At 57.4% G+C, this 21,331-nt stretch carries 12 protein-coding genes; 9 read left to right on the top strand and 3 right to left on the bottom strand.

Translation table 11 applies throughout. The features are described from left to right. Nucleotides 1-8: 8 nt before the first annotated feature. Nucleotides 9-1,001 carry a nucleoside hydrolase gene (locus ACUIAD_RS02620; protein WP_445343607.1) on the bottom strand — a complete coding sequence of 331 codons (993 nt, stop codon included), beginning with the start codon at nucleotides 999-1,001 and terminating at the stop codon, nucleotides 9-11. Nucleotides 1,002-1,274: 273 nt separating this feature from the next. Between ACUIAD_RS02620 and fbaA the strand changes: the two genes are divergently transcribed. From fbaA to ACUIAD_RS02575, 9 genes are all read left to right on the top strand, one after another. Beyond that, nucleotides 1,275-2,339 (top strand): class II fructose-bisphosphate aldolase, encoded by a 1,065-nt coding sequence (gene fbaA / locus ACUIAD_RS02615; RefSeq protein ID WP_110452863.1) that lies wholly within the window; start codon nucleotides 1,275-1,277, stop codon nucleotides 2,337-2,339. Between the two features lie 182 nt (nucleotides 2,340-2,521). Next, complete coding sequence (locus tag ACUIAD_RS02610; protein ID WP_445343606.1) at nucleotides 2,522-3,823, top strand: adenylosuccinate synthase; 1,302 nt, start codon at nucleotides 2,522-2,524, stop codon at nucleotides 3,821-3,823. 9 nt (nucleotides 3,824-3,832) lie between these two features. Then, entirely contained in the window at nucleotides 3,833-4,801 is a 969-nt protein-coding gene (locus ACUIAD_RS02605) for an FAD:protein FMN transferase (RefSeq protein WP_445343605.1), read from the top strand. A gap of 299 nt (nucleotides 4,802-5,100) precedes the next feature. Beyond that, entirely contained in the window at nucleotides 5,101-6,462 is a 1,362-nt protein-coding gene (locus ACUIAD_RS02600; RefSeq protein WP_110452860.1) for an MFS transporter, read from the top strand. Between the two features lie 264 nt (nucleotides 6,463-6,726). Beyond that, nucleotides 6,727-7,776 (top strand): ketol-acid reductoisomerase, encoded by a 1,050-nt coding sequence (ilvC, locus tag ACUIAD_RS02595; RefSeq protein ID WP_110452859.1) that lies wholly within the window; start codon nucleotides 6,727-6,729, stop codon nucleotides 7,774-7,776. Between the two features lie 165 nt (nucleotides 7,777-7,941). Beyond that, nucleotides 7,942-9,288 carry a GntT/GntP/DsdX family permease gene (locus tag ACUIAD_RS02590; RefSeq protein ID WP_445343604.1) on the top strand — a complete coding sequence of 449 codons (1,347 nt, stop codon included), beginning with the start codon at nucleotides 7,942-7,944 and terminating at the stop codon, nucleotides 9,286-9,288. Nucleotides 9,289-9,342: 54 nt separating this feature from the next. Further along, nucleotides 9,343-10,692 (top strand): D-serine ammonia-lyase, encoded by a 1,350-nt coding sequence (locus tag ACUIAD_RS02585; protein ID WP_445343603.1) that lies wholly within the window; start codon nucleotides 9,343-9,345, stop codon nucleotides 10,690-10,692. Between the two features lie 111 nt (nucleotides 10,693-10,803). Continuing rightward, nucleotides 10,804-11,496 (top strand): helix-turn-helix transcriptional regulator, encoded by a 693-nt coding sequence (locus tag ACUIAD_RS02580; RefSeq protein ID WP_445343602.1) that lies wholly within the window; start codon nucleotides 10,804-10,806, stop codon nucleotides 11,494-11,496. A gap of 564 nt (nucleotides 11,497-12,060) precedes the next feature. Further along, the gene (locus tag ACUIAD_RS02575; protein ID WP_445343601.1) at nucleotides 12,061-17,862 is read left to right on the top strand and encodes a discoidin domain-containing protein; all 5,802 of its coding nucleotides are present in this window, start codon (nucleotides 12,061-12,063) and stop codon (nucleotides 17,860-17,862) included. A gap of 222 nt (nucleotides 17,863-18,084) precedes the next feature. Here the strand turns inward: ACUIAD_RS02575 and ACUIAD_RS02570 are convergent, their stop codons facing one another. After that, on the bottom strand, nucleotides 18,085-19,590 hold the full coding sequence (locus tag ACUIAD_RS02570; protein ID WP_445343600.1) for an amino acid permease: 1,506 nt from the start codon (nucleotides 19,588-19,590) through the stop codon (nucleotides 18,085-18,087). 204 nt (nucleotides 19,591-19,794) lie between these two features. Continuing rightward, nucleotides 19,795-21,270 (bottom strand): amino acid permease, encoded by a 1,476-nt coding sequence (locus ACUIAD_RS02565; RefSeq protein WP_445343599.1) that lies wholly within the window; start codon nucleotides 21,268-21,270, stop codon nucleotides 19,795-19,797. Nucleotides 21,271-21,331: the final 61 nt, after the last annotated feature.

Below are 21,331 nucleotides of genomic sequence, written 5' to 3'. Positions count from 1 at the left end.
CCGTCCTCCTATCGTTCGCTCTCGGTCTTGCTCACCAGGGTCAGAAGCCTGTCCATGAAGCGCCGGGTGAACCGCTCGGTGTCGACCGACAGGGCCACCTTGGTGTTCTTGACCGGGTCCAGAAGTCTGCTGGGGTTGCCGATAGTACGGGCCCGCTGCGGCCCCTCGGTCTCGACCATCAGATTGGTGGCGAAGGTGGTGACCAGGCTGGGGTCGATGGCTACGGCAGCGGCCAGAGGGTCGTGCAGGTTGCAGCCGCCCAGGTAGACCCCGCTCTCCTTTTCGCTGACGTCGATGTAGTAGTCGGTCATGTCTGCCAGGAAGCGCCCGGCGCTGGTGCCTGTGGCGCGCAGGGCCTCAGTGTCCTTGCGGCTCATTAGAGCCTGGGTGGTCACGTCCAGGCCAACCATGGTGATGTCTGCGGCAGTGGCGAAGACCCGGTTGGCGGCTTCGGGATCCTGGTTGATGTTGGCTTCCGCGAAGGGACCCACATTGCCCGGCTGGGTCAAAGTGCCGCCCATCATGACAATGCTGATGCGGTCGACGATGTCGGGGGCCTGCTCCAGGGCTGCAGCAATGGTGGTCAGAGCGCCGGTAGGCACCACGACCAGCTCGCCCTTGGGGTAACGGCGAACCGCGTCGATGATGAAGTCCACTGAGCTCTGCTGGCTGGCCTGCCGGTCGGTCTGCGCGGGGATCTCGACATTTCCGGTGCCGTTGGCCCCGTGGAAGATCTCGGAGTCCGGCGGAACGCTGAAGGAGTCGGCAGTGCTGGGGTGATCGATCCCCTTGAAGACCGGGATGTCCTCCCTGCCGTACATGGCCAGCAGCCGCAGATCGTTGTCGACGCCCCGGTCGAGCACTACATTGCCGTAGGTGCCGGTGATTCCGATCAGTTCGGCATCCGGGGAGCCCAGAACGTAGGACAGGGCCAGTGTGTCATCGATGCCAGTGTCCAGATCCAGGATGATCTTGCGGACGGTTCCCTTGCTTGCTGACACGTTGGTCTCCTTCCCAGAAGAATGGGCTGCCCCAACCCTCTGTTACCTATGTCGTGCCTTCCCTGGGCTGATTCGTTACTGCCGTGAAACAAACAACCTGTTTGATGTAACGTTTTATCAAACTGTACGGAGCTAAAATACATGCGACTTGAGGTCTTGTCAAAGTGCGTCGTGGGGTGTTCGCCATCAGAGCAGAGACCAGCGAATCCATCGGTGATGTCTGCGGCTGCGGATTGTCGGCCGCTTTTCCTTGCAGCCGACGATAATGAGGGTATGACTTTAGCGACTCCGGAACGGTATACGGCGATGCTTGACGCGGCCAGACGGGGGTCCTACGCCTATCCCGCCATCAATGTGACCAGTACCCAGACCCTGAATGCGGCCCTGCAGGGGCTGGACGAAGCACAGTCTGACGGGATCATTCAGGTCTCCGTGGGAGGTGCTGCCTACCTGTCCGGACAGCGCCTGGCTGACCGAGTGGTTGGCTCCATTGCCTTTGCTGGATTCGCCCACGAGGTGATCGCCCGATATCCAAGCATCACTGTGGCCCTGCATACGGACCACTGCGCCCCGCAATACCTGGACGAGTGGGTGCGGCCCCTGCTGGTCTACGAGAAGGACCAGGTGGCCCACGGTCAGGATCCGCTCTTCCAGTCACATATGTGGGACGGTTCCGGCCTGCCCCTGCGGAAGAATCTGGCTGCGGCTGCTGAGCTGCTGGAGCTGTCCCGCGCTGCCCACACCATTCTGGAGATCGAAGTGGGCACAGTCGGCGGCGAGGAGGACGGCCACTCGGCTGCTATCGATCAGCGGCTCTATTCCTCGCCCGATGACGGGCCCAAGGTGGTTGATGCACTGGGGCTGGGCGAGCGCGGCCGCTACATGGTGGCCTTTACCTTTGGCAACGTGCATGGGTCCTATAAGCCCGGCGTGGTCAAACTGAGGCCTGACCTGCTGGGGCAGATCCAGGACAGAACAGCCAGAGCCATATCCGATGGACGGGTCAGCGGCATCCCCGCCCCGGGCGCCCCTGCCGACAAGCCCTTTCTTTTGGTCTTCCACGGGGGCTCTGGCTCGCAGCCGGAAGAGATCGCCTCGGCCGTCGCTCATGGCGTGGTCAAGATGAATGTGGACACCGACACCCAGTACGCCTTCACCAGAGCCGTGGCCGGGCACATGTTCGTCAATTACGACAAGGTCCTCAAGGTGGACGGGGAGGTTGGGGACAAGAGCGAGTACGACCCTCGTTCCTGGGGACGCCAGGCCGAGGACGCGATGGCGGCGCGTGTAGTCGAAGCCTGCCAGCAGCTGGGCAGCGCGGGACGTGCCATGAGATGATTGACAACTTTCCGTCCGAGGAGGGTCATGCGGGCAGGGAAGCCACGATCGGCAGCTGAGTCTGTTCGGCTCTTATGATGCCTGGATCGGTTCGTCTTCCGCTCCATGCGTAGGGTTAGGCTCATCTATGGATGGTCTGCCGTCGTTTCCTTGGATGGCGACCAGTGGATAAGGAGCATCGTATGCCTGGAATCGTGATCGTGGGGGCCCAGTGGGGCGACGAGGGCAAGGGCAAGGCAACGGATCTGATCGGCGAGCACATGGACTACGTCGCCAGGTTCAACGGGGGCAACAATGCCGGCCATACCGTGGTCGTGGGTGACCAGGAGTACGCCCTCCACCTCCTGCCTTCGGGGATCATTCACCCGGCCATCACCCCGGTCATCGGCAACGGCGTCGTGGTGGATCCAGCCGCCCTCTTCGAAGAGATCGATGGACTCCAGTCCCGCGGCGTTGATTGCAGCCGGTTGAGGATCAGCGAGTCCGCGCACGTCATCGCCCCCTACCATCGGACGCTGGATAAGGTGACCGAGCGCTTCCTGGGCAAGCATAGGATCGGCACGACAGGCCGCGGAATCGGCCCGGCCTATGCCGACAAGATCAACCGTGTGGGCATTCGTGTGCATGATCTGTTCAATGTCGACCATCTGCGCGACAAGGTGGAGGCCAGTCTGCATCAGAAGAACCAGATGCTGGTCAAGCTCTACAACCGCCGGGCCATTGAGGTGGAAGCCACCGTTGAAGAGCTGGCGGGATACGCCGAGCGGCTCAAGCCCTACGTGGCCAATACCTCATTAATGCTCAACCAGGCTCTGGAACAAGGCAAGAACGTCCTCTTCGAGGGGGGGCAGGCCACCATGCTGGACGTGGATCACGGCACCTACCCCTTTGTCACCTCATCCAACTGCACGGCCGGGGGCGCCTGCACCGGCACTGGCGTGGGCCCGACCAAGATCGACCGGGTGGTTGGCGTGGCCAAGGCCTATGTGACCCGCGTGGGAGAGGGGCCCTTCCCCACGGAGCTGGACAATGAGCAGGGCGAATGGCTGCGCCGTCAGGGCCACGAGTATGGGGTGACCACTGGTCGCTCCCGCCGCTGCGGCTGGTTCGATGCGCTGGTCAGCCGCTATGCAGTGCAGGTCAACGGCTTGACCGACATCGTGCTGACCAAGTTGGATGTTCTCTCCGGTCTGGAGACCATCCCGGTCTGCGTGGGCTACGACATCACCCGGTCCGACGGCTCCCGCGTCAGGGTGGATCAGATGCCCGTGGACCAGGCCGAGTTCCAATCAGCTCAGCCGGTATACGAGGAGCTGCCGGGCTGGCGCGAGGATATCTCCGGCGCCAAGAGCTTCGGGGAGTTCCCGATCAAGGCCAAGGACTACATCCACCGCCTGGAAGATCTGTCCGGCTGTCGTATTTCTGCCGTTGGTTCTGGTCCCGGCCGCGATCAGATCGTACAGATCCACTCGCTGATCGGCTGAGGGAGTTCCATGGCTCTGCCCTGCCTGACCGCCTTCCCTGGGGCGGTCGGCACGGGAATTATCATCTCCACGGATCGGCCTTTGGGAGAACGGCTGCACGGGGCCATTGCCGATCTGATCGAGGATTACGAGCGTGCCCTGTCGCGGTTCAGGCAGGATGCCATACCTGCGCAAATGGCCCAGGCTCCTCATGGGGGCAGGTTCGTCTTTCCTGACTACTGCCAGGGGCTTTTTGACTTATATGACAGGCTGTATTCCGCCACCGACGGGGCCTTGGACCCCATGGTGGGCGAGGATCTGACCCGTCTGGGCTACGGCAGGCAGCCCACCTTCCGGCTGCAGGCCCATGCTGCCGGTCATTTGGGACGTATCCATGGGCGGCCGACCTGGGGCAATGACCTCAGGCGTCAGGGTACTGTCCTTATGACTGCCGGTCCGGTCAGCCTTGATTTCGGGGCAGTCGGCAAGGGCTATCTGGTGGATCTGATTGCCGATCTGCTTGAACCTCGGGTCGAGGAGTATCTGATCGATGCCGGTGGCGACATGCGTATGCGTACCTCTCGCCTGGTCTCCATCGCCATGGAGGATCCCAGCGATCTGTCTGCAGGCGTGGGTCGGATCGAGCTGTCCCGTGGCTCCTTGTGCGCCTCGGCACCCAGTCGCCGCCATTGGACCGATCGCTCCGAGGATGCGGCCGCGGCAGGGCTGACGGCGCTTCACCACATCCTGGATGCCATCGATGGTCGTCCGGTTGACCGTGTGCTGGCCTCCTGGGTGGTGGCCGGCGAAAACGATAACGAACACCCCACGGGCCTGGCTGATGGTCTGGCCACAGCCCTCTTTCTGGTGCCGCCGGATTCGCTGGCCGCAGGATTTTCCTTCTCCTGTGCGCTGATGTATGCCGACCGTCAGGCCGTGATCTCCGACGAATTTCCGGGACGGTTCTTCATTGACTCCAACATCCACCCGTCCACATAGTGGACCAGTCTCGCTGGACCGACTGAGGTCAGGCCTATGGTCGGCATCAATGCGGATGCACAGAGAACGCATCCGATTCGAGGATGATGAAGGGAGGTTCGCCGTGATGACCAGCTTGACAGACACCCGCCGATTCGGCACCGTGTCCGCACGAATTATTAGCCCGTCCTCACCGGCGGACTGACTCGGCAATCTTCATTGTTCGACCCCGTCGGAAGGCGGGGCTGGACGAGCATAGGCTTCATCGCATCAGACCCTGCTGACAGCGGGGTTTTTCTATAAGGAGATGAGATGAAGTGATGACGGCAAACGACGTCAGTGTTGCTTCCCCGGCCCCGGCAACCTCCGTGTCCGGCCGCACCCGTGTGACCCGCAGCTCGGTTCGCACAGTCATCGGGGCCTCCATGGTCGGCACGGCCATCGAGTTCTACGATTTCTACGCTTACGGGACGGCTTCGGCCAACTATTTCCCCAAGCTCTTCTTCCCCAAGACCGATCCGACCGTGGCCTTGCTGGCCTCCCTGCTGACCTTCGCCATCGCTTTCATCGCGCGGCCACTGGGATCCTTGATCTTCGGACACTTCGGGGACCGCCAGGGACGCAAGACCACGCTGGTGGTCTCCCTGCTGACCATGGGTTGCTCCACAGTCCTGATCGGCGTCCTGCCCACCTATGCCTCCTGGGGGCTCTGGGCCGTGGTGGTCCTCTGCCTGTGCCGATTCATCCAGGGAATAGGCCTGGGCGGCGAGTGGTCCGGTGCGGCTCTGGTGGCCACTGAGAACGCTCCGGAAGGCAAGAGGGCGCTCTACGGCTCATTCCCTGAGCTGGGCGCTCCCATTGGCTTCTTTCTGGCCAATGGAACCTACTTCCTGCTGGAGATGTTCTGCACCCCCGAGCAGATGCTGAGCTGGGGCTGGCGTGTGCCCTTCCTGCTCTCCGCCATCCTGGTGGTCGTAGGGCTGGCTGTGCGCGTCTCCATGCAGGAGACCCCCATCTTCCAGATGGCCCTGGATCAGCAGAAGGTTGTCAAGACCCCTCTGCTGGAGGTCTTCCGCAAGAGCTGGCGACAGGTGCTCCAGGCCACCTTCCTGGTCGCAGTCACCTACACCCTCTTCTATACCCTGGCCACCTGGTCCCTGGCCTACGGCACCAAGCCCAAGTCCCAGGGCGGCGGCGGACTGGGCTTCAGCAACCAGGAGTATCTGCTTATGCTCATGGTCTCCATCCTGGTCTTCGCCCTCTTCATCGTGCTGGCCTGCGTCTATGCGGACCGCATCGGCCGTCGTCGTGTGCTGATCGGCAGCTCCGTCATGCTGGTGGTCTTCAGCCTGGTCTTCCCCTACCTGCTCATGGCCCATCACAACACCTTCCAGGTCATGGTCTTCCTCTGCGTCGGGTTCGCCCTGATGGGCATCGCCTTCGGGCCCATAGGCGCCTTCCTGCCGGAGCTCTTCGACGCCAACGTGCGCTATTCGGGCTCCGGCATCGGCTACAACTTGGCGGCCATCGTGGGCGCGGCCTTCGTGCCCACCATCGCCACCTGGCTCTCCTCCCACTGGGGAGTGCGCTCGGTCGGGCTCTACCTGGCCGTTATGGCGGTCTGCTGCCTGGTGGCAGTGCTGACCTGCCACGAAACCAAGGATGTGGACTTCGCCAAGTAAGCCCTGGATGCATCCCGCCAGCTGGTTCCTCCAATCGCGCTGGTGTCCGAACAACGAATTGCGGACAGTCCATCTGGCCATATCACGAGTATGGTTGGAGGCATACCGTATCCACAGGGTACGGATCGGGGTCAAGGACAAAATCCGTCGCCTCGATCGAAAGAGCATCGTCCGCCTGGAACAACGACAGGAATTCACAGTATTTTGCGTTCGCCGGTCTGGAAGAGCGGGTCCGGTTGGATCGCACATAAAGGAGTGTAGATAATGGCAGCACAGATCTGGTATGAGAAGGATGGGGACCTCTCGGTTCTGCAAGGCAAGAAAGTGGCCATCATCGGCTACGGTTCCCAGGGACATGCTCATGCGCTGAACCTGCGTGATTCCGGTGTGGATGTGGTGGTTGGCCTGCGTGCCAACTCCAAGTCGGTGCCCTTCGCCAAGGAGCAGGGCCTGGAGGTCAAGACCGTGCCCGAAGCCACCAAAGAGGCCGACATCGTCATGATTCTGGCCCCCGACCAGTACCAGCGCAACATCTGGCGGGACGACATCGAGCCCAACATCAAGGAGGGTGCGGCGGTCGCCTTCGCCCACGGGTTCAACATCCATTACGGCTACATCAAGCCCAGCGCCGACCATCCTGTCTTCATGGTGGCCCCCAAGGGCCCGGGCCATATCGTCCGTCGTGAGTATGTCGCTGGCCGTGGCGTGCCCGTGGTGGTGGCCGTGGAGCAGGATCCGCGCGGCGATGCCTGGGATATCACCCTGGCCTACGCCAAGGCTCTGGGCGCTCTGCGCGCCGGCGCCATCAAGACCACCTTCAAGGAAGAGACCGAGACCGACCTCTTTGGTGAGCAGGATGTGCTTATGGGCGGCGTCAACCATCTGGTCGAGGCCGGCTTCGAGGTGCTGACCGAGGCTGGCTACCAGCCGGAGATCGCCTACTTCGAGGTCTGCCACGAACTCAAGATGCTGGTTGATCTGATGAACGAAGGCGGCCTGAACAAGGCTCGCTGGTCCTGCTCCGACACTGCCCAGTACGGTGATTTCACCTCCACCGTGGTTGACGAGTCCACCAAGGACAGGATGCGCCACCAGCTGCAGCGCATTCAGGACGGCTCCTTCGCCAAGGAGTTCATCGACGACCAGGATGCCGGCGCCCCTAAGTTCAAGGAACTCCAGGAGAAGTACTCCCACGAGAAGATCGAGGAGGTCGGCCCCAAGCTGCGCGCCATGTTCTCCTGGAACAAGGACGTCAAGGATGCCGATGAGGCCCAGTCCTTCACTGGCAAGATCGCCCGCTCCCAGGTGCAGTGACCTCTAGGAGGCCTATGGCCTCTTGCGAATCGCCGTCCATGTGGCGGCGATTTTTTTGACCTGATGCCGATATATTTCAAGAGCGATTTGCTGCTATGTTTGACAATAAATAGTTACAACGGTAAAATTTTCTTTACTTAGTGTTCTGAAAACAAAGGAGTTGTCATGGATACTGGTCCGCTTTTGGTGGTCTTATTGATTGCCATAGCTCTAATTGTGCTGCTGATCGTCAAGGTCCGGATGCATCCATCGCTCGCTCTGTTGATTGCGGCCTTCTTTGTGGCGTTTGTTACCCGGGTGCCTCTGGATAAAATCATCGATACTATAGAAAAGGGTGTTGGGGATACCCTCGGATTTCTTACACTGATCATTGGATTCGGGGCTGTTCTGGGCAAATTGCTGGAGGTCTCGGGCGGGGCCCAACGGTTGGCCCAGACCATGCTGCGTGTGTTCGGCAAACAGCACGCAACAATCATCATGGCCTTGCTTGGCTTAATTTGCGGGATACCGGTTTTTGTTGAGGTCGGTTTTGTTCTTCTGGTGCCCTTGGTCTTTGTGGTAGCTAAAGAGGCGGGCATATCACGGCTCAAAATCGGCATTCCCTTGGCTACTTCTTTGATGGTGGTGCACTGCATTCTTCCGCCTCATCCGGCTGCTACGGCAATCGCAGGGACCTTGCATGCCGATATTGGGACAGTGATTTTACTGGGTTTGTGCGTTGCGGTCCCCTCCGTTCTAGTCGGCGGAGTCTTGTTTGCGCATTTTGCCATACCGGCACATGACCCTGCTCTGATAAAGGACGAAGAAGGCGGTATGGGCTCTTTTGATGAAGAGAGCGAGAAGAAGCTTCCTGGTTTTGGCATCACCTTGCTTACTATTCTTCTGCCTCTGTTGATCATGGTGACCAGAACCATATGCGAACGGATGCTGCCGAGTGACATTCTGGCGATGAAGTGGATCAATGTCATCGGAAATCCGATCTCGGCCTTGACCATTGCTCTCCTGTTTGCTTATTGGTCCCTCGGGCTAAACAAGGGGTTCGGGTTGAAGCAGTTGCAAGAAATAACTGACGGTTCCTTTGGCCCGATCGGTGGAATTCTGCTGATCATCGGTGCCGGAGGAGCTTTCAATGCGGTACTGACGGCTTCGGGCGTCGCGCCTGGTCTGGCCAAGGCCTTCTCCCATTTGCCGGTCAGCCCTATCATTCTGGCCTGGCTCATAGCTTTGATACTGCATTTCGCTGTCGGTTCTGCCACCGTGGCCATGATCAGCGCTGCTGGCATCGTGCTGCCCATGCTGGCGGCCAATCCCGGCCTTTCGCCTGCGATTCTGGCTCTGGCTATTGGAGCCGGCGCCATTGGGCTGACGCATGTGACCGATTCTCTGTTCTGGATGGTCAAGGAATATTTGCATATAAGTGTTCCACAGGCTTACAAGACACTGACAGTCGGCACATCGATCACATCCGTTATAGCTCTAGGAGTTACTTTGCTGCTGAGTCTGGTCGTTTAACTTGATTGGCCGAGAAACGACAACGGCTTGGCGAGAATAAAAAGGAGTCGAATCATGAATGAATTGATACACGGAAAAACGGCTGCGCAATGGACCAGTGACCTGCCGCTCTTGAAGGAACTGATGCAGGAGCAAGAAACGACCTGGTTCAATGATCAGGTTTTGCCTGCAAAGGATGGAATTGAGCGCGTGGGCCTGACGGTCACGGATGTTGACGACGCTGCAGATCGATTGAAGAGGTTCGCACCGCTAATTATGGCGCTGTTCCCGGCCACAGCGAGTTCCATGGGGATCATAGAATCGCCGATTGTCGCGGTTCCGGGCTTGGCTGCAGCGCTGGGCAATCGATATGGTCAACAGTTGCCGGGACAGTTGTGGGCTAAGTTGGACAGTGAATTGCCTATCAGCGGATCCATTAAGGCGCGAGGCGGCATCTACGAGGTGCTTAAGCATGCTGAGGACCTGGCCATTGATGCCGGACTGTTGACTGTCGATGATGATTATCGCAAGCTGGCGACGCCCGCTATGAAGAAATTCTTCAGCCAGTATAAGATCGCAGTCGGTTCGACCGGCAACTTGGGGCTGTCCATCGGCATTATGAGTGCAGCTCTGGGCTTTGATGCCAGTGTGCATATGTCGGCGGATGCACGACAATGGAAGAAGGACAAGCTTCGCGCCAATGGCGTTCATGTCTATGAGTATCAATCGGACTATTCGGTCGCAGTTGCATCTGGCAGGAAAGAGGCCCAGTCCGATCCCATGGCTTACTTCATCGATGATGAAAATTCCACCACCCTCTTTCTGGGCTATGCCGTAGCCGGAAGGCGTCTGGCGGGCCAGTTGCGCACCTATGATGTTCGAGTGGACCAGGATAATCCTCTCTTTGTCTACCTGCCCTGTGGGGTTGGTGGCTCTCCTGGCGGTGTGGCTTTTGGGCTCAAGACGGTCTTCGGTGATGCTGTGCATTGCATCTTTGCTGAGCCGACCCATTGCCCATCCATGTTCTTGGGCACATACACTGGTCTGCACGATAAGGTAAGCGTTCAGGACTTTGGAATCGATAATGTGACTGCAGCTGATGGTCTGGCCTGTGGACGCCCGTCTCGATTCGTGGGCAAGGCCATGCAAGGTCTAGTGGACGGTTTCCTCACCATAGATGATGATGAGCTCTTCCGTATTGAGGCCAGTCTTCATGATGCATCAGGCATAAATATCGAGCCTTCGGCTGCTGCCGGATTTGTGGGACCATGGCGAGTCCTGAGCGGCGGGGAGTACATCAGAAAGATCGGGTTGGATGATGCTTCTATGGCCAGGGCGACGCATATAGCGTGGTGCACTGGCGGGTCTATGGTGCCCCGGGATGAGATGTCCGCCTATATCGCCAAAGGAGAAGGCCTACTTTAGAACTACTGCCGTAACAGGTCGGAGGGTGCCAGCGTTTTGGGAGGCCACCCTCTGGCCTGGGCAGGTATGCGTGAAATACGGTTGTATACAGATGCGATGGGGTGAACGCGTATGGTGCATAATGCCAGGACAGTCGATCAGGAGTCTGATTCGGCAGATGATGCTCAATATCTGAAACAGTATATTCCTTTGGTCAATTTCCTTGGTGAGGTTTTAGGGCCGAGAACCGAAGTAGCGTTGCATGATGTTGCCAATACGAAGAACTCGATCATTGCTATAGCTAATGGTCAGGTGTCTTCTCGGGAAGTCGGTTCTCCGGCGACCGATTTTTTGCTTCATCTCGTGCGCGATGGGACACCTGATGGCAGTGATTATGTGGTTGGATACCGGGGAAGGTCTTCCACCAACAAGAACCTGCTTGTCTCCTCCACGTACCTGATAAGACATCGAGGAAAGATTGTCGGAGCACTGTGTATTAACAGCGATCAAACGCCATTGCTGGCTATCGAGCATATGGTCGAACAGTTGAAGGATATGTACTTCCCAGTGTCTGACCATAATGACACCGAGCAGCAGGAAGAGAACCTGGTAGCTTCAGCGGACGATGTCATAGAACAGGTAATCGATCAAACCTGCGTCGAGGCAGGGGCGAGGATTGATCAATTGAGTCCTGAACAGCGACTTGATGCGATACGGCGGTTGAATGACCAGGGTTGTTTCAACATCAAGGGTTCGGTGGCGAAGGTTGCCAGGCTGCTGTCCATTTCGGAGTCCACGGCCTATAGATACCTTCGGATGGTGTAATGGCTCGTTCTTGTGTCTCGATTGACCTTATATGAATCTTGAAATATGTAGCCAGCGGCTTGTGTAATGGCAGGTCCGTACAGGATGCTCGTGGTGTCAGCATGGGTGCGGCAGCGCTGCGCGCCTATTGTTAGGGGATAACCCGGCCTCGTATTGTTTGTGCGGAAAGTTGCAAACGAGGCTGTCGCAGGGATTCGGTTATCCCTCTCCACCATTTGAGAGGTCGAATAAGGCCTGATTGTTTCAGCGCTTGGGGCCTGCCACTGTCGGTGATGCCAGTTATCAGGCGGAGCAATGAGTGCCAGCATGTTTGACGGTCCATGTGTGGCGACAGGGAAGTAATACGAGGAAAATAAAAAAGCGAAAACGCGAAAACAAAGTTAATAAATCCTATATTAGATTTGCGAAAGCGCATTCTCTGATTTACACTGAATTCGATGCTTCAAGATCAATGCCATTTGCTGTTTTGTGCTTGGTAAATTGCTGGGCAACGGGCTGTGCTCTTTCACAGTGATGTGGATTGCTACATGGCTTGACGGCAAATGCGCCCGAAAGGAACATGGTATGTATAAATTATCTCAAGGCTTGGCCTCCCTGGTGGTCGCCTTTGCCGCAGTGGCGACGCTTGCCACTGGCGGAGTGCTGCCTGCGTCTGCTAGTGAGTATTCCAGCGCGAATGCAGAGATCGGGTACCCCCATTTCGAAGGTGTGGATAATCCGATTCCAGCCAGCGGACAGGCCTATGATCCCTCTGCTGGCTATCTTGCGAAGGTCTTTGACAAGGATCTTTCCCAGGGGGCGGGGACAGACACTAATCATGATTTTTGGATTGATCGGATTCTCACCAGAAAAGGCGACCAGCCGACCGGCAAGGGGACCAACGATGCCGGAACCTATGCCTACGAGGGTGCAGATACCAATCAGTATCTATTTTCTCGCGGCCGAGCTGCTTATATGCGTACTCATGAACCATCGGTATTCGGGTTTGGAGGCGAGATAGCCTACAAGGACACGATCAGCAGCAAGGGCGCTTTTACCGTTGATTTTTATAAAGGACAACAAAAGCTGGCTGTTCATGAGGTTGCTGATAAGCGGAAGCAGACCCCTAGTTATTGGCGAGGCAGCTTTGAGACGGATGATCCGTCCCTATCCGTGGAATTGGTCAAGTACATCACTAATGAAAACGTGCTTGTCGCTCAATACCGAATTATCAACAAGGGCGGAGCGAACGATGTGACTTTGCGCGCCACATCGCCGCTTGCCAGTGTTGAAGATGGGGATGAGCTGACTGGAGTGGTTAAGACAAACCGCGATTTGACCACTGTCTATCCACGCTTTTCGGGCAGTGGCATGCGTCCTGAGAATGGCCATCTTGCTGCTGATCTGCACCTTTCCTCCAACAGCGAGCAGACCGGGAAACTCCAGCTTGGGCTGCTTGCCGATGAGCTTCCTTCCTCCAAGCAAGAGTATGGCCGCATCCGTTCTGAATCGCCTGAAGAAGCCTATAAGGCTCACGTCACCGCGTATAACAAATGGTGGGCCGATAATATCCCCTATATTGAGACGCCTGAACCAAATATCGATAAGACGGTCTTCTACCGGTGGTGGCTTAGCCGTTTCAATTTCATTGATGCTAATATGCCGGGCAATACCTACCAGTTCCCTGCAGCTATTGAAGGAGTGCTCGGATACAACAATTCCATTGTGCTGACCACGTGCATGTTCATCAATGATTTGAAGTATCTTCGTGATCCCACATATGCTTACGGCTCGTGGGTAGCGGCTGGCGAGACATCCAAAAGCCGGCAATATGTCGATAACCCGGGTGGAACGAGCTGGAATAACAGCTACACGCAATATATAACCGATGCAGCCTGGGAATCCTTCAAGGTGCATGGAGGCCCTGCCGATATTGCCTCAGCGATAGGGACCTATGGGCGCAATGATGTCAATGCTCTAATAGGGGCTAAGAATTCATCCTTCAATCGCAACGGCAACAAGCTTATCGACTGGGACTGGGCTTCCATGACCGGCAATGATTCTGATGCTGTCTCTTTCTTTGAGCACGAACGCGAACCCATGGATAGGGCTGAAAGCGCTTGGGTCTGGGCGAACGCCAAGGCTGCTTCGGAGGCGTTTGCCACAGCGGGCAACAGTGAAGGCGCGGAGGCGATGTCGCGTACCGCGGATGAGATCCGCTCGCAGATCCTTGAACAGCTTTGGAATCCAGATACCAAACTCATTCAGCACAAGTTCATTGGGGAACACAACGGTCAATTCGCCAAGTGGAAAGAGAACAACAACTATTATCCATACGCAGCTGGGCTGATGCCGGCTCAGGGGGAGGCCGACTACAAGGATGATTATGAACGTGCCCTGAGGCTGTTCGCCGATGCCGATGAGTTCCCTGTCTTCCCCTTCTATACCGCTAATCAAGAGGACGTCAAGGCCAGAGCTGAAGCCAACCCGGGGAAAACTTACTCCAACAATTTCTCCGTGATCAATTCTGTGCCCCTGTTCCGTATTTATGCGCAAGGCATTCGTCGGTATCATGCTTCCGACAAGGGGTACATCAGCAAGCAAATGTTCAAAAAACTGCTGTATTGGAATGCTTTCGCACACTATCAAGGCGGCGATAACCGGTATCCTGATCAAAATGAATTCTGGAACACGGCGACCGCTGAACATGGCGGGCGAATCGACTATAGGTCGTGGATTCATCACACCCAGCTTGGAACCACGAACTGGACTTTGATCGAGGATGTTGCAGGTCTGGTGCCTAGGCAGGATTCCACAATCGAGCTGAACCCTATAGCCATACCAGGTTGGAACTATTTCACGATCAACAATCTGAGCTACCACGGGCAGGATATGACAATCGTTTGGGATCGGGACGGCAGTCATTATCACGGGCCGGCAGGATTCTCCCTCTATCTTTCAGGGCGGAGAGTCATGACTTCGGACAAATTGACGCATGTTCTTTATGATGCGCATACAGGAAAGGCCCGGTTGGGTGATCAGGCAGATCCATCCGCAACCCTGGTCGTTTTCGATCGCGAATCGTTGGCAGAGGCCAAAAATGTCACCTATTCCGCTGATTCGCGTGTGACTGACATCTTCGCCAAGGCGGGCCGCAACATTGATCCCAGAGCAATTGACCGTACCGATCTGGCTCGCGGGGCCCAGGTCAAAGCCAGCTTTGAGGCTTCGAATCAGCCAGCGAGTGCCGCCGTGGATGGTAGCACCATCAATGAACCCTTCTGGGGGACTGCTGGTTCGCCGAACTCGGTCGATTCTCTAGAAGTGAGTCTGGCAAAGCAGCCGACTATTGATGAAATCCGTCTCTATTTTTATAAGACAGCGGCGAACTTTACCGTTCAGGGATATGCGGAACCCACTCTGTACCGGTTGGAGTATCAGGACGCAACGGGTCAGTGGAAGCAGGTCGAGCAACAATATCGATCACCCAATGTGCCCGAGGCCAATTACAACCTGATCAGATTCCCCGCAATACAAGCCAGAAAGCTGAGGGTCACATTCACGCATGCACCTGGTGCGCGTACTGGTTTGAAAGAGATTGAGGCCTACCATACTGGCATCACCGCACCTACAACAGAGAACCAGCCGCCTTCTGTGCAGGCCTATGTGTCAAAAATCGGCTCGCAGGGTGCACAGCTATCCGGAGTCGTCAAGGATGATGGTATGCCTTTCGGTCGGCTTACGACGAATTGGGCCCAGGTTTCCGGCCCGGGAAAGGCGACATTCGCCGATCCTTCCTCGCCGTCCACAACGGTCAAGTTCAATTTGGAAGGGGATTATGTCTTACGACTGACCGCATCGGATGGGCAGAAGAATGGCCATGCGGATGTACGGGTCCATGGAATCCCATCAGACGGTCTATTCAATACGGCTCCTCAGGCCAAGGCTACAGCCAGCTACACCAATAGCTACCTTCCGAGCGGGAATGTCAAGGTAGTCAATGATGGCAATACGTCCAACGATGGCGGCACGCCTAATCTCAGCTGGAACAATTGGGGGGATCCTCATACTGGAGAGGAGCCGTGGCTGCAGTTGCAGTGGCCCGGGCACGTCCCCCTTAGCAAGGCTTCGCTGTATTTCTGGACCGACAATGGCGGTGTGCCCATGGTTCGTTCGTGGAAGCTGCAATACCATGACGCGGCCTCCGGGAACTGGAAGGATGTACAGTTGCGGCCTGGCTCGGTTTACGGTGTCGATAAGGATGGGCCCAATACCGTGCTTTTTGATCAGGTCGATACCGATGGGATTCGAGCTGTATTCCCCAAGGGCGCCATTGTCGGAGTCAGTGAGTTCGAAACCTATGCGGAGGATCCGCTGACTGTGCCGGACCTGGATTTGCCTACTGAAATTGGCCACGTGCCGCAGTTGCCGACAAATGTAGAAGTGGCTTATGGCGGAGGCTGGCGAAGGAATCTGACCGTGCTTTGGCCTGAGGTAACGAAAGATATGGTGTCTGCAGAAGGAGAGTTCAAGCTGACTGGCACCGTGATCGGCGCCTCTCAGAAATCGACAGCGACGGTATGGGTCCGATCTGACCTGCACAGTCCCTTTATCAACGGTATCGAGTCAAGTGAGCAGACGGTGTATACGGGGAGCGATAGGACCCTTCTGCGTCTGCCTTCCACAGTTACAGGCATCTACAACAACGGCGTTCACAAAAGCGGACTGCCGGTGACTTGGGATGCCCAACAGGTGGCGGCCATTGATTTGCAGCGTCCTGGCGACTATTCGGTTGAAGGAGCAGTGCCTGATGTCGCCGCAGGAACGCGCGCCAAGTTGACTGTTCATGTTGTAGATCGGTACCAAAAAGAAGTGGGATGGGTTGAAAAGTCCGCGACCTCATCGGTCAGCGCTGAAGCATCCTGGTCACCTGCACAAGGCAAGCTCAATGATGGCATACTCATTGATGACACTTGGCCATCAGAGGATGATGCTGATGTCAATGCCAAAGTATGGGGATCCTGGGGAGCGGCGGTTGATGGAATGTATGCTGAATACGAATGGCCGCATAAAATCACCATCGACTCCAGCAGAGTGCAGTTCTGGGCTAATTTCCGTACTGTCAATGACAGTAAAGGCGGATTGGAAATTCCCAGGAATTGGAAGATCCAATATCTGGATGAGAATGGGAAATTCCGGGATGTGGAGAATGCCCGTTATGCCACAGTGCGCAATGACCCGGGGCATCATGCCACGGATCATGGCGGTTGGAGCACTGCCGAATTCACCCCTGTATACACTGATAAATTGCGCCTGGTCCTGGACCCTCATCAAGGCACAGGAACCTTTGGCGTTGCCGTAGCGGAATGGCAGGTGCATGCTCCGGACCAGGCAGAGAAAGTCGACAAGACCAATCTTACAAATCTAGTCAAGGAAGCATCCGCCCTCCACGAGGAAGACTACACGCCAGGGACCTGGGGTGACTTCAGTTCAGCTTTGAAAGGCGCTCGAACAGTGCTGGATGAGGCAAAGGCGACGCAGAAAGATGTCGATGATGCGTTCAATAAGCTTGCGGCTGCACAGCAGGCTTTGAAGAAACGCGCAGATAAAGAGCATCTGACTGAGGTGATCAATCAGGCAGGCTCAATCAAACAGAGTGATTATACGGAGGACACGGCAGCTGCACTTCGCACTGCTCTTGACAAGGCACGGGGTATTCAGCTTGATCCGGAAGCAGAACAGGCTGCGGTCGATGCTGCCACGGCATCTTTGCAACAAGCCATCAAAGGGTTGAAGAGCAAAGCCTCGGTGAGACCTGCCGCCAATAAACGAACGCTGCAAGAAGCCGTCAATAGGGCTGATACTTTGCAGGAGAAGGCTTATACCACTCAGTCATGGCAGGCATTTTCCAAAGCGCTAGGCCGAGCTAAAGGTGTTTTGGCCGATGAAAACGCGACTCAGGATCAGGTGGATCGAGCAGTGCTCGATTTGGTGCAGGCGCAGGCATCTTTGCAGGCTTTGAATCCAGATGGCCATGGTTCCGCGAAGGTCGATAAGAGTCGTCTTAAGGCGGTCCTCGACCAGGCAGGAAAGTTGCAGCCTGTAGCAGGCTCTCCCGAACTGTCTGAGCGTCTTGCACGGGCTGTGGCAGGGGCACGGAAGGTGATGACTGACCCGGCTGCTACGCAGGCGCAGGTTGATGCAGCTATCAGTGAACTCGAAGGCTTGCTTCGTCAGGTAGCTGATTTTCAGAAGCAGGCTGAAGGGAAAACCGGAACATTGACCTCCACAGGTGTCGCCGTCCTTGTACTTGCGCTGTCTGCTGCCGCTTTGCTGTTGATGGGAGCCTTGGCGCTCCTGTGGATTCGGAGGAAAAGGCAGCGGTGAACTGCTCGCTCGGTATATCAATCCCCGTGCCCCACGGATGGATCGCCTTGCATGTTCCAGTGAAAGGCAGACCCGGATGAAGTAGCTGAAGCAGCTGGAACACGGGATCTGTGTCCCCGGCATGGCGGTGCTCCCGCCCAGATGGAATCGACCATCTGGGCGGGAGCACCGCTTATTTATGCCGAACGCGGCCCTTCAAAGGTGTCCTTTGTGCCCGCTGCTTCAGCGGGCGGATTCGGCGCCGGACACGTCCATGTCTTTGAGGCGCACGATCTTGGTGTGGTTGACGAACTTGAAGCCCAAATAGAGGACCAGGACCAGAACCACGCTGAAGTAGGTCATGGCCATGTGCGACCAGTTCAGGCTGAGCAGGGAGGGGATGTCCTGTCCGGCAATGACGATGACGCAGAGCACCATGGCCAGGACCGGGCCCAGAGGGTAGAGCTTGGAGTGATACTTGAGCTCGCTCAGATCATGTCCCTGGAGCTTGAAGGCCCTCCGGAAGCGGAAGTGGCTCAGGGCGATGCCGATCCAGGCGATGAACCCGGTCAGTCCAGTGGCAGTCACCAGCCACATGTAGAAGGACTGCCCGAAGATGCTGGAGGCGAAGGTGGCCAGGGACATGCAGACCGTGGCTACCAGGGCCGCCAGGGGGATGCCCCTCTTGGTGGTCTTGGCGAAGATGGCCGGAGCATAGTGATCCTTGGCCAGTCCGTAGAGCATGCGGCTGGATGCATAGGCCCCGGTGTTGACGGCCGAGAGGATGGATGTCAGCACCACCGCGTTCATGACGCTGGCTGCCGAGGCCAGGCCGGCCCGCTGGAAGACCAGGGTGAATGGCGACATGGCGATGTCCCCGTCAGAGGCTCCCAAAAGGTTGGGGCTGGTGTAAGGGATCAGGGCGGCGATGACGAAGATGGAGAGCACATAGAAGAGCAGGATCCGCCAGAAGACATCGTTGATGGCCTTGGGGACCGCCTTGCCGGGGTTTTCGGATTCTCCGGCGGTCACGCCCACTACCTCGGTGCCTTGGAAGGAATAGCCGGCGATCAGGAAGACGCTCATGATGGCTGGGAATCCTCCTACGAAGGGGGCGTCCTTGTAGGTGAAGTTCTTCAGGCCGACCGCTGGCTGGAACATGATTCCGCAGATCATGGCCATGCCGATGACCAAAAAGACGATGATGGTAGCCACCTTGATCAGGGAGAGCCAGAACTCGGTCTCTCCGAAGGCGGAGACCGTCAGGGCGTTGATCAGGAAGACGATGACCAGAACCAGCAGGCTCCAGATCCATCCTGGGGTGTTGGGCAGCCAGTACTGGATCAGCAGGGCGGCGGTGGAGATGTCCACGGCACCCGAGATGGTCCAGTTCAGCCAGTAGTCCCAGCCCATGGCAAAGCCCAGGGCCGGATCCACGTAGCGGGCGCTGTAGGCGGCGAAGGATCCCGACACCGGAAGGTGTGTGGCCAGCTCGCCCAGGCTGGTCATCAGGAAGTAGACCATGACGCCCATGGCTATGTAGGCCAGAAGTCCTCCACCGGGGCCCGCAGTTGAGATGGTGGAGCCGGAGGTCATGAACAGTCCTGTGCCGATGCAGCCGCCCAAGGCGATCATGGAGATGTGGCGGGTCTTGAGGTTGCGCTTGACGCTGCCGTAGCCATGATGCTCTTGCCCGGCCCGGTCGGATTGATTGATGTTCGACGCTGCATTGCTGGTGTTCTGCGTCATGATCCTCCTCCTTTTGGCTGGGCGACGCACCGGGGAGTCCGGGGTCGTGCTGAAATTGCGATTCCTGATATGCCGGCTGGATGCCGGAAAGATTCAATATGGCCGGGTCCTTGAGCCGGTCCTTGAACGCTTAGGGAGTCTATGCCATTGATGCGGCCTTTCGGCTTCCATGGTCACCATGTGTCATGGTAGCTGGCAAATCTTTCATAGCGATTCCGGATCCCCGCTCAGATCCATCTTCTTCAAGGGCACGATCCGAGTATGGTATCGGATCTTGTAGCCCAGGTAGAGCGCAAGCACCAGGGGCACGCTGATGTAGGTGATGCCGATTTCCTGCCAGTTCCAGTTGACGAAGGCCTCGATGTTCTGCCCGCCGATGACAATGACGCATAGGATCAGAGCCAGAATAGGCCCCAGGGGGAAGAGCTTGGCGTGGTATCGCAGCTCCTCAACACGATGGCCCTGGGCCACCCATGCGCGGCGGAAGCGGTAATGGCTCAGGGCGATGCCGATCCAGACGATGAATCCGGTCAGTCCCGAAGCGGCCACCAGCCACATGTAGATCCTCTGGCCGAAGATGCTGGAGGCGAAGGTCGCCAGGGAGACCACCAGGGTGGCGACCAGCGAGGCCATGGGTATGCCATGACGGGTGGTATGTCCGAAGAAGGCGGGGGCGTAGTGGTCCTTGGCAAGGGCGTAGAGCATTCGAGTGGAGGCGTAGACCCCTGAGTTGGCGGACGAGAGGACCGAGGTCAGAATAATGGTGTTCATGACGCTGGCTGCCGAGGCCAGGCCGGCCCGCTGGAAGACCAGGGTGAATGGCGACATGGCAATATCCCCTTCTGAGGAGCTCAGCAGATTGGGGCTGGTGTAGGGGATCAGGGCGGCGATGACGAAGATGGAGAGCACATAGAAGAGCAGGATCCGCCAGAAGACATCGTTGATGGCCTTGGGGACCGCTTTGCCGGGGTTTTCGGATTCGCCGGCCGTGACCCCGATCAGCTCGGTGCCTTGAAAGGAGAAGCCGGCGATCAGGAAGACGTTGAGAATGGCGGCGAACCCTCCCACGAAGGGAGCGTCCTTGTAGGTGAAATTGCTCAGGCTCACAGCTGGACGAAACATGATTCCGCAGATCATGGCCAGACCGATGACCAGGAAGACGATCACCGTCACCACCTTGATCAGCGCGAGCCAGAACTCGGCCTCGCCAAAGGCCGACACGGTCAGGGCGTTGATTAGGAAGATGACTACTAGGACCAGCAGGCTCCAGATCCATCCTGGGGTGTTGGGCAGCCAGTACTGGATCAGCAGGGCGGCGGTGGAGATGTCCACAGCCACGGTAATGGCCCAGTTCAGCCAGTAGTTCCAGCCCATGGCAAAGCCCAGGGCCGGATCCACGTAGCGGGCGCTGTATGCGGAGAAGGATCCCGACACAGGCAGGTGTGTGGCCAGCTCGCCCAGGCTGGTCATCAGAAAATAGACCATGACGCCCATGGCCGCGTAGGCCACCAGGGCGCCTCCTGGCCCTGCCTTGGCAATAGTGGAGCCGGAGGTCATGAACAGTCCGGTGCCGATGCAGCCGCCTAGGGCGATCATGGAGACGTGCCGGGTCTTGAGGTTGCGTTGGACCCGATCGGTGGATGCGGAAGGAGTGTCCTCTCCGCTCTGCCTGGTCGCCATAACTGCTCTTTTCCTCGAACTGACCTGAGAGCTCTATGACGACGGTTTCGGCCGGCTCCGT

It is taken from the genome of Bifidobacterium sp. ESL0819 (genome assembly GCF_052606245.1).
This window is presented reverse-complemented; position numbering and strand designations above follow the sequence as displayed.

What these genes read in the sequence shown, in the direction of transcription:
- fbaA (WP_110452863.1), top strand. Translation starts at nt 1,275, where the DNA reads ATGACTTTAGCGACTCCGGAACGGTATACGGCGATGCTTGACGCGGCC.
- ACUIAD_RS02610 (WP_445343606.1), top strand. Translation starts at nt 2,522, where the DNA reads ATGCCTGGAATCGTGATCGTGGGGGCCCAGTGGGGCGACGAGGGCAAG.
- ACUIAD_RS02605 (WP_445343605.1), top strand. Translation starts at nt 3,833, where the DNA reads ATGGCTCTGCCCTGCCTGACCGCCTTCCCTGGGGCGGTCGGCACGGGA.
- ACUIAD_RS02600 (WP_110452860.1), top strand. Translation starts at nt 5,101, where the DNA reads ATGACGGCAAACGACGTCAGTGTTGCTTCCCCGGCCCCGGCAACCTCC.
- ilvC (WP_110452859.1), top strand. Translation starts at nt 6,727, where the DNA reads ATGGCAGCACAGATCTGGTATGAGAAGGATGGGGACCTCTCGGTTCTG.
- ACUIAD_RS02590 (WP_445343604.1), top strand. Translation starts at nt 7,942, where the DNA reads ATGGATACTGGTCCGCTTTTGGTGGTCTTATTGATTGCCATAGCTCTA.
- ACUIAD_RS02585 (WP_445343603.1), top strand. Translation starts at nt 9,343, where the DNA reads ATGAATGAATTGATACACGGAAAAACGGCTGCGCAATGGACCAGTGAC.
- ACUIAD_RS02580 (WP_445343602.1), top strand. Translation starts at nt 10,804, where the DNA reads ATGGTGCATAATGCCAGGACAGTCGATCAGGAGTCTGATTCGGCAGAT.
- ACUIAD_RS02575 (WP_445343601.1), top strand. Translation starts at nt 12,061, where the DNA reads ATGTATAAATTATCTCAAGGCTTGGCCTCCCTGGTGGTCGCCTTTGCC.
- ACUIAD_RS02570 (WP_445343600.1), bottom strand. Translation starts at nt 19,590, where the DNA reads ATGACGCAGAACACCAGCAATGCAGCGTCGAACATCAATCAATCCGAC.
- ACUIAD_RS02565 (WP_445343599.1), bottom strand. Translation starts at nt 21,270, where the DNA reads ATGGCGACCAGGCAGAGCGGAGAGGACACTCCTTCCGCATCCACCGAT.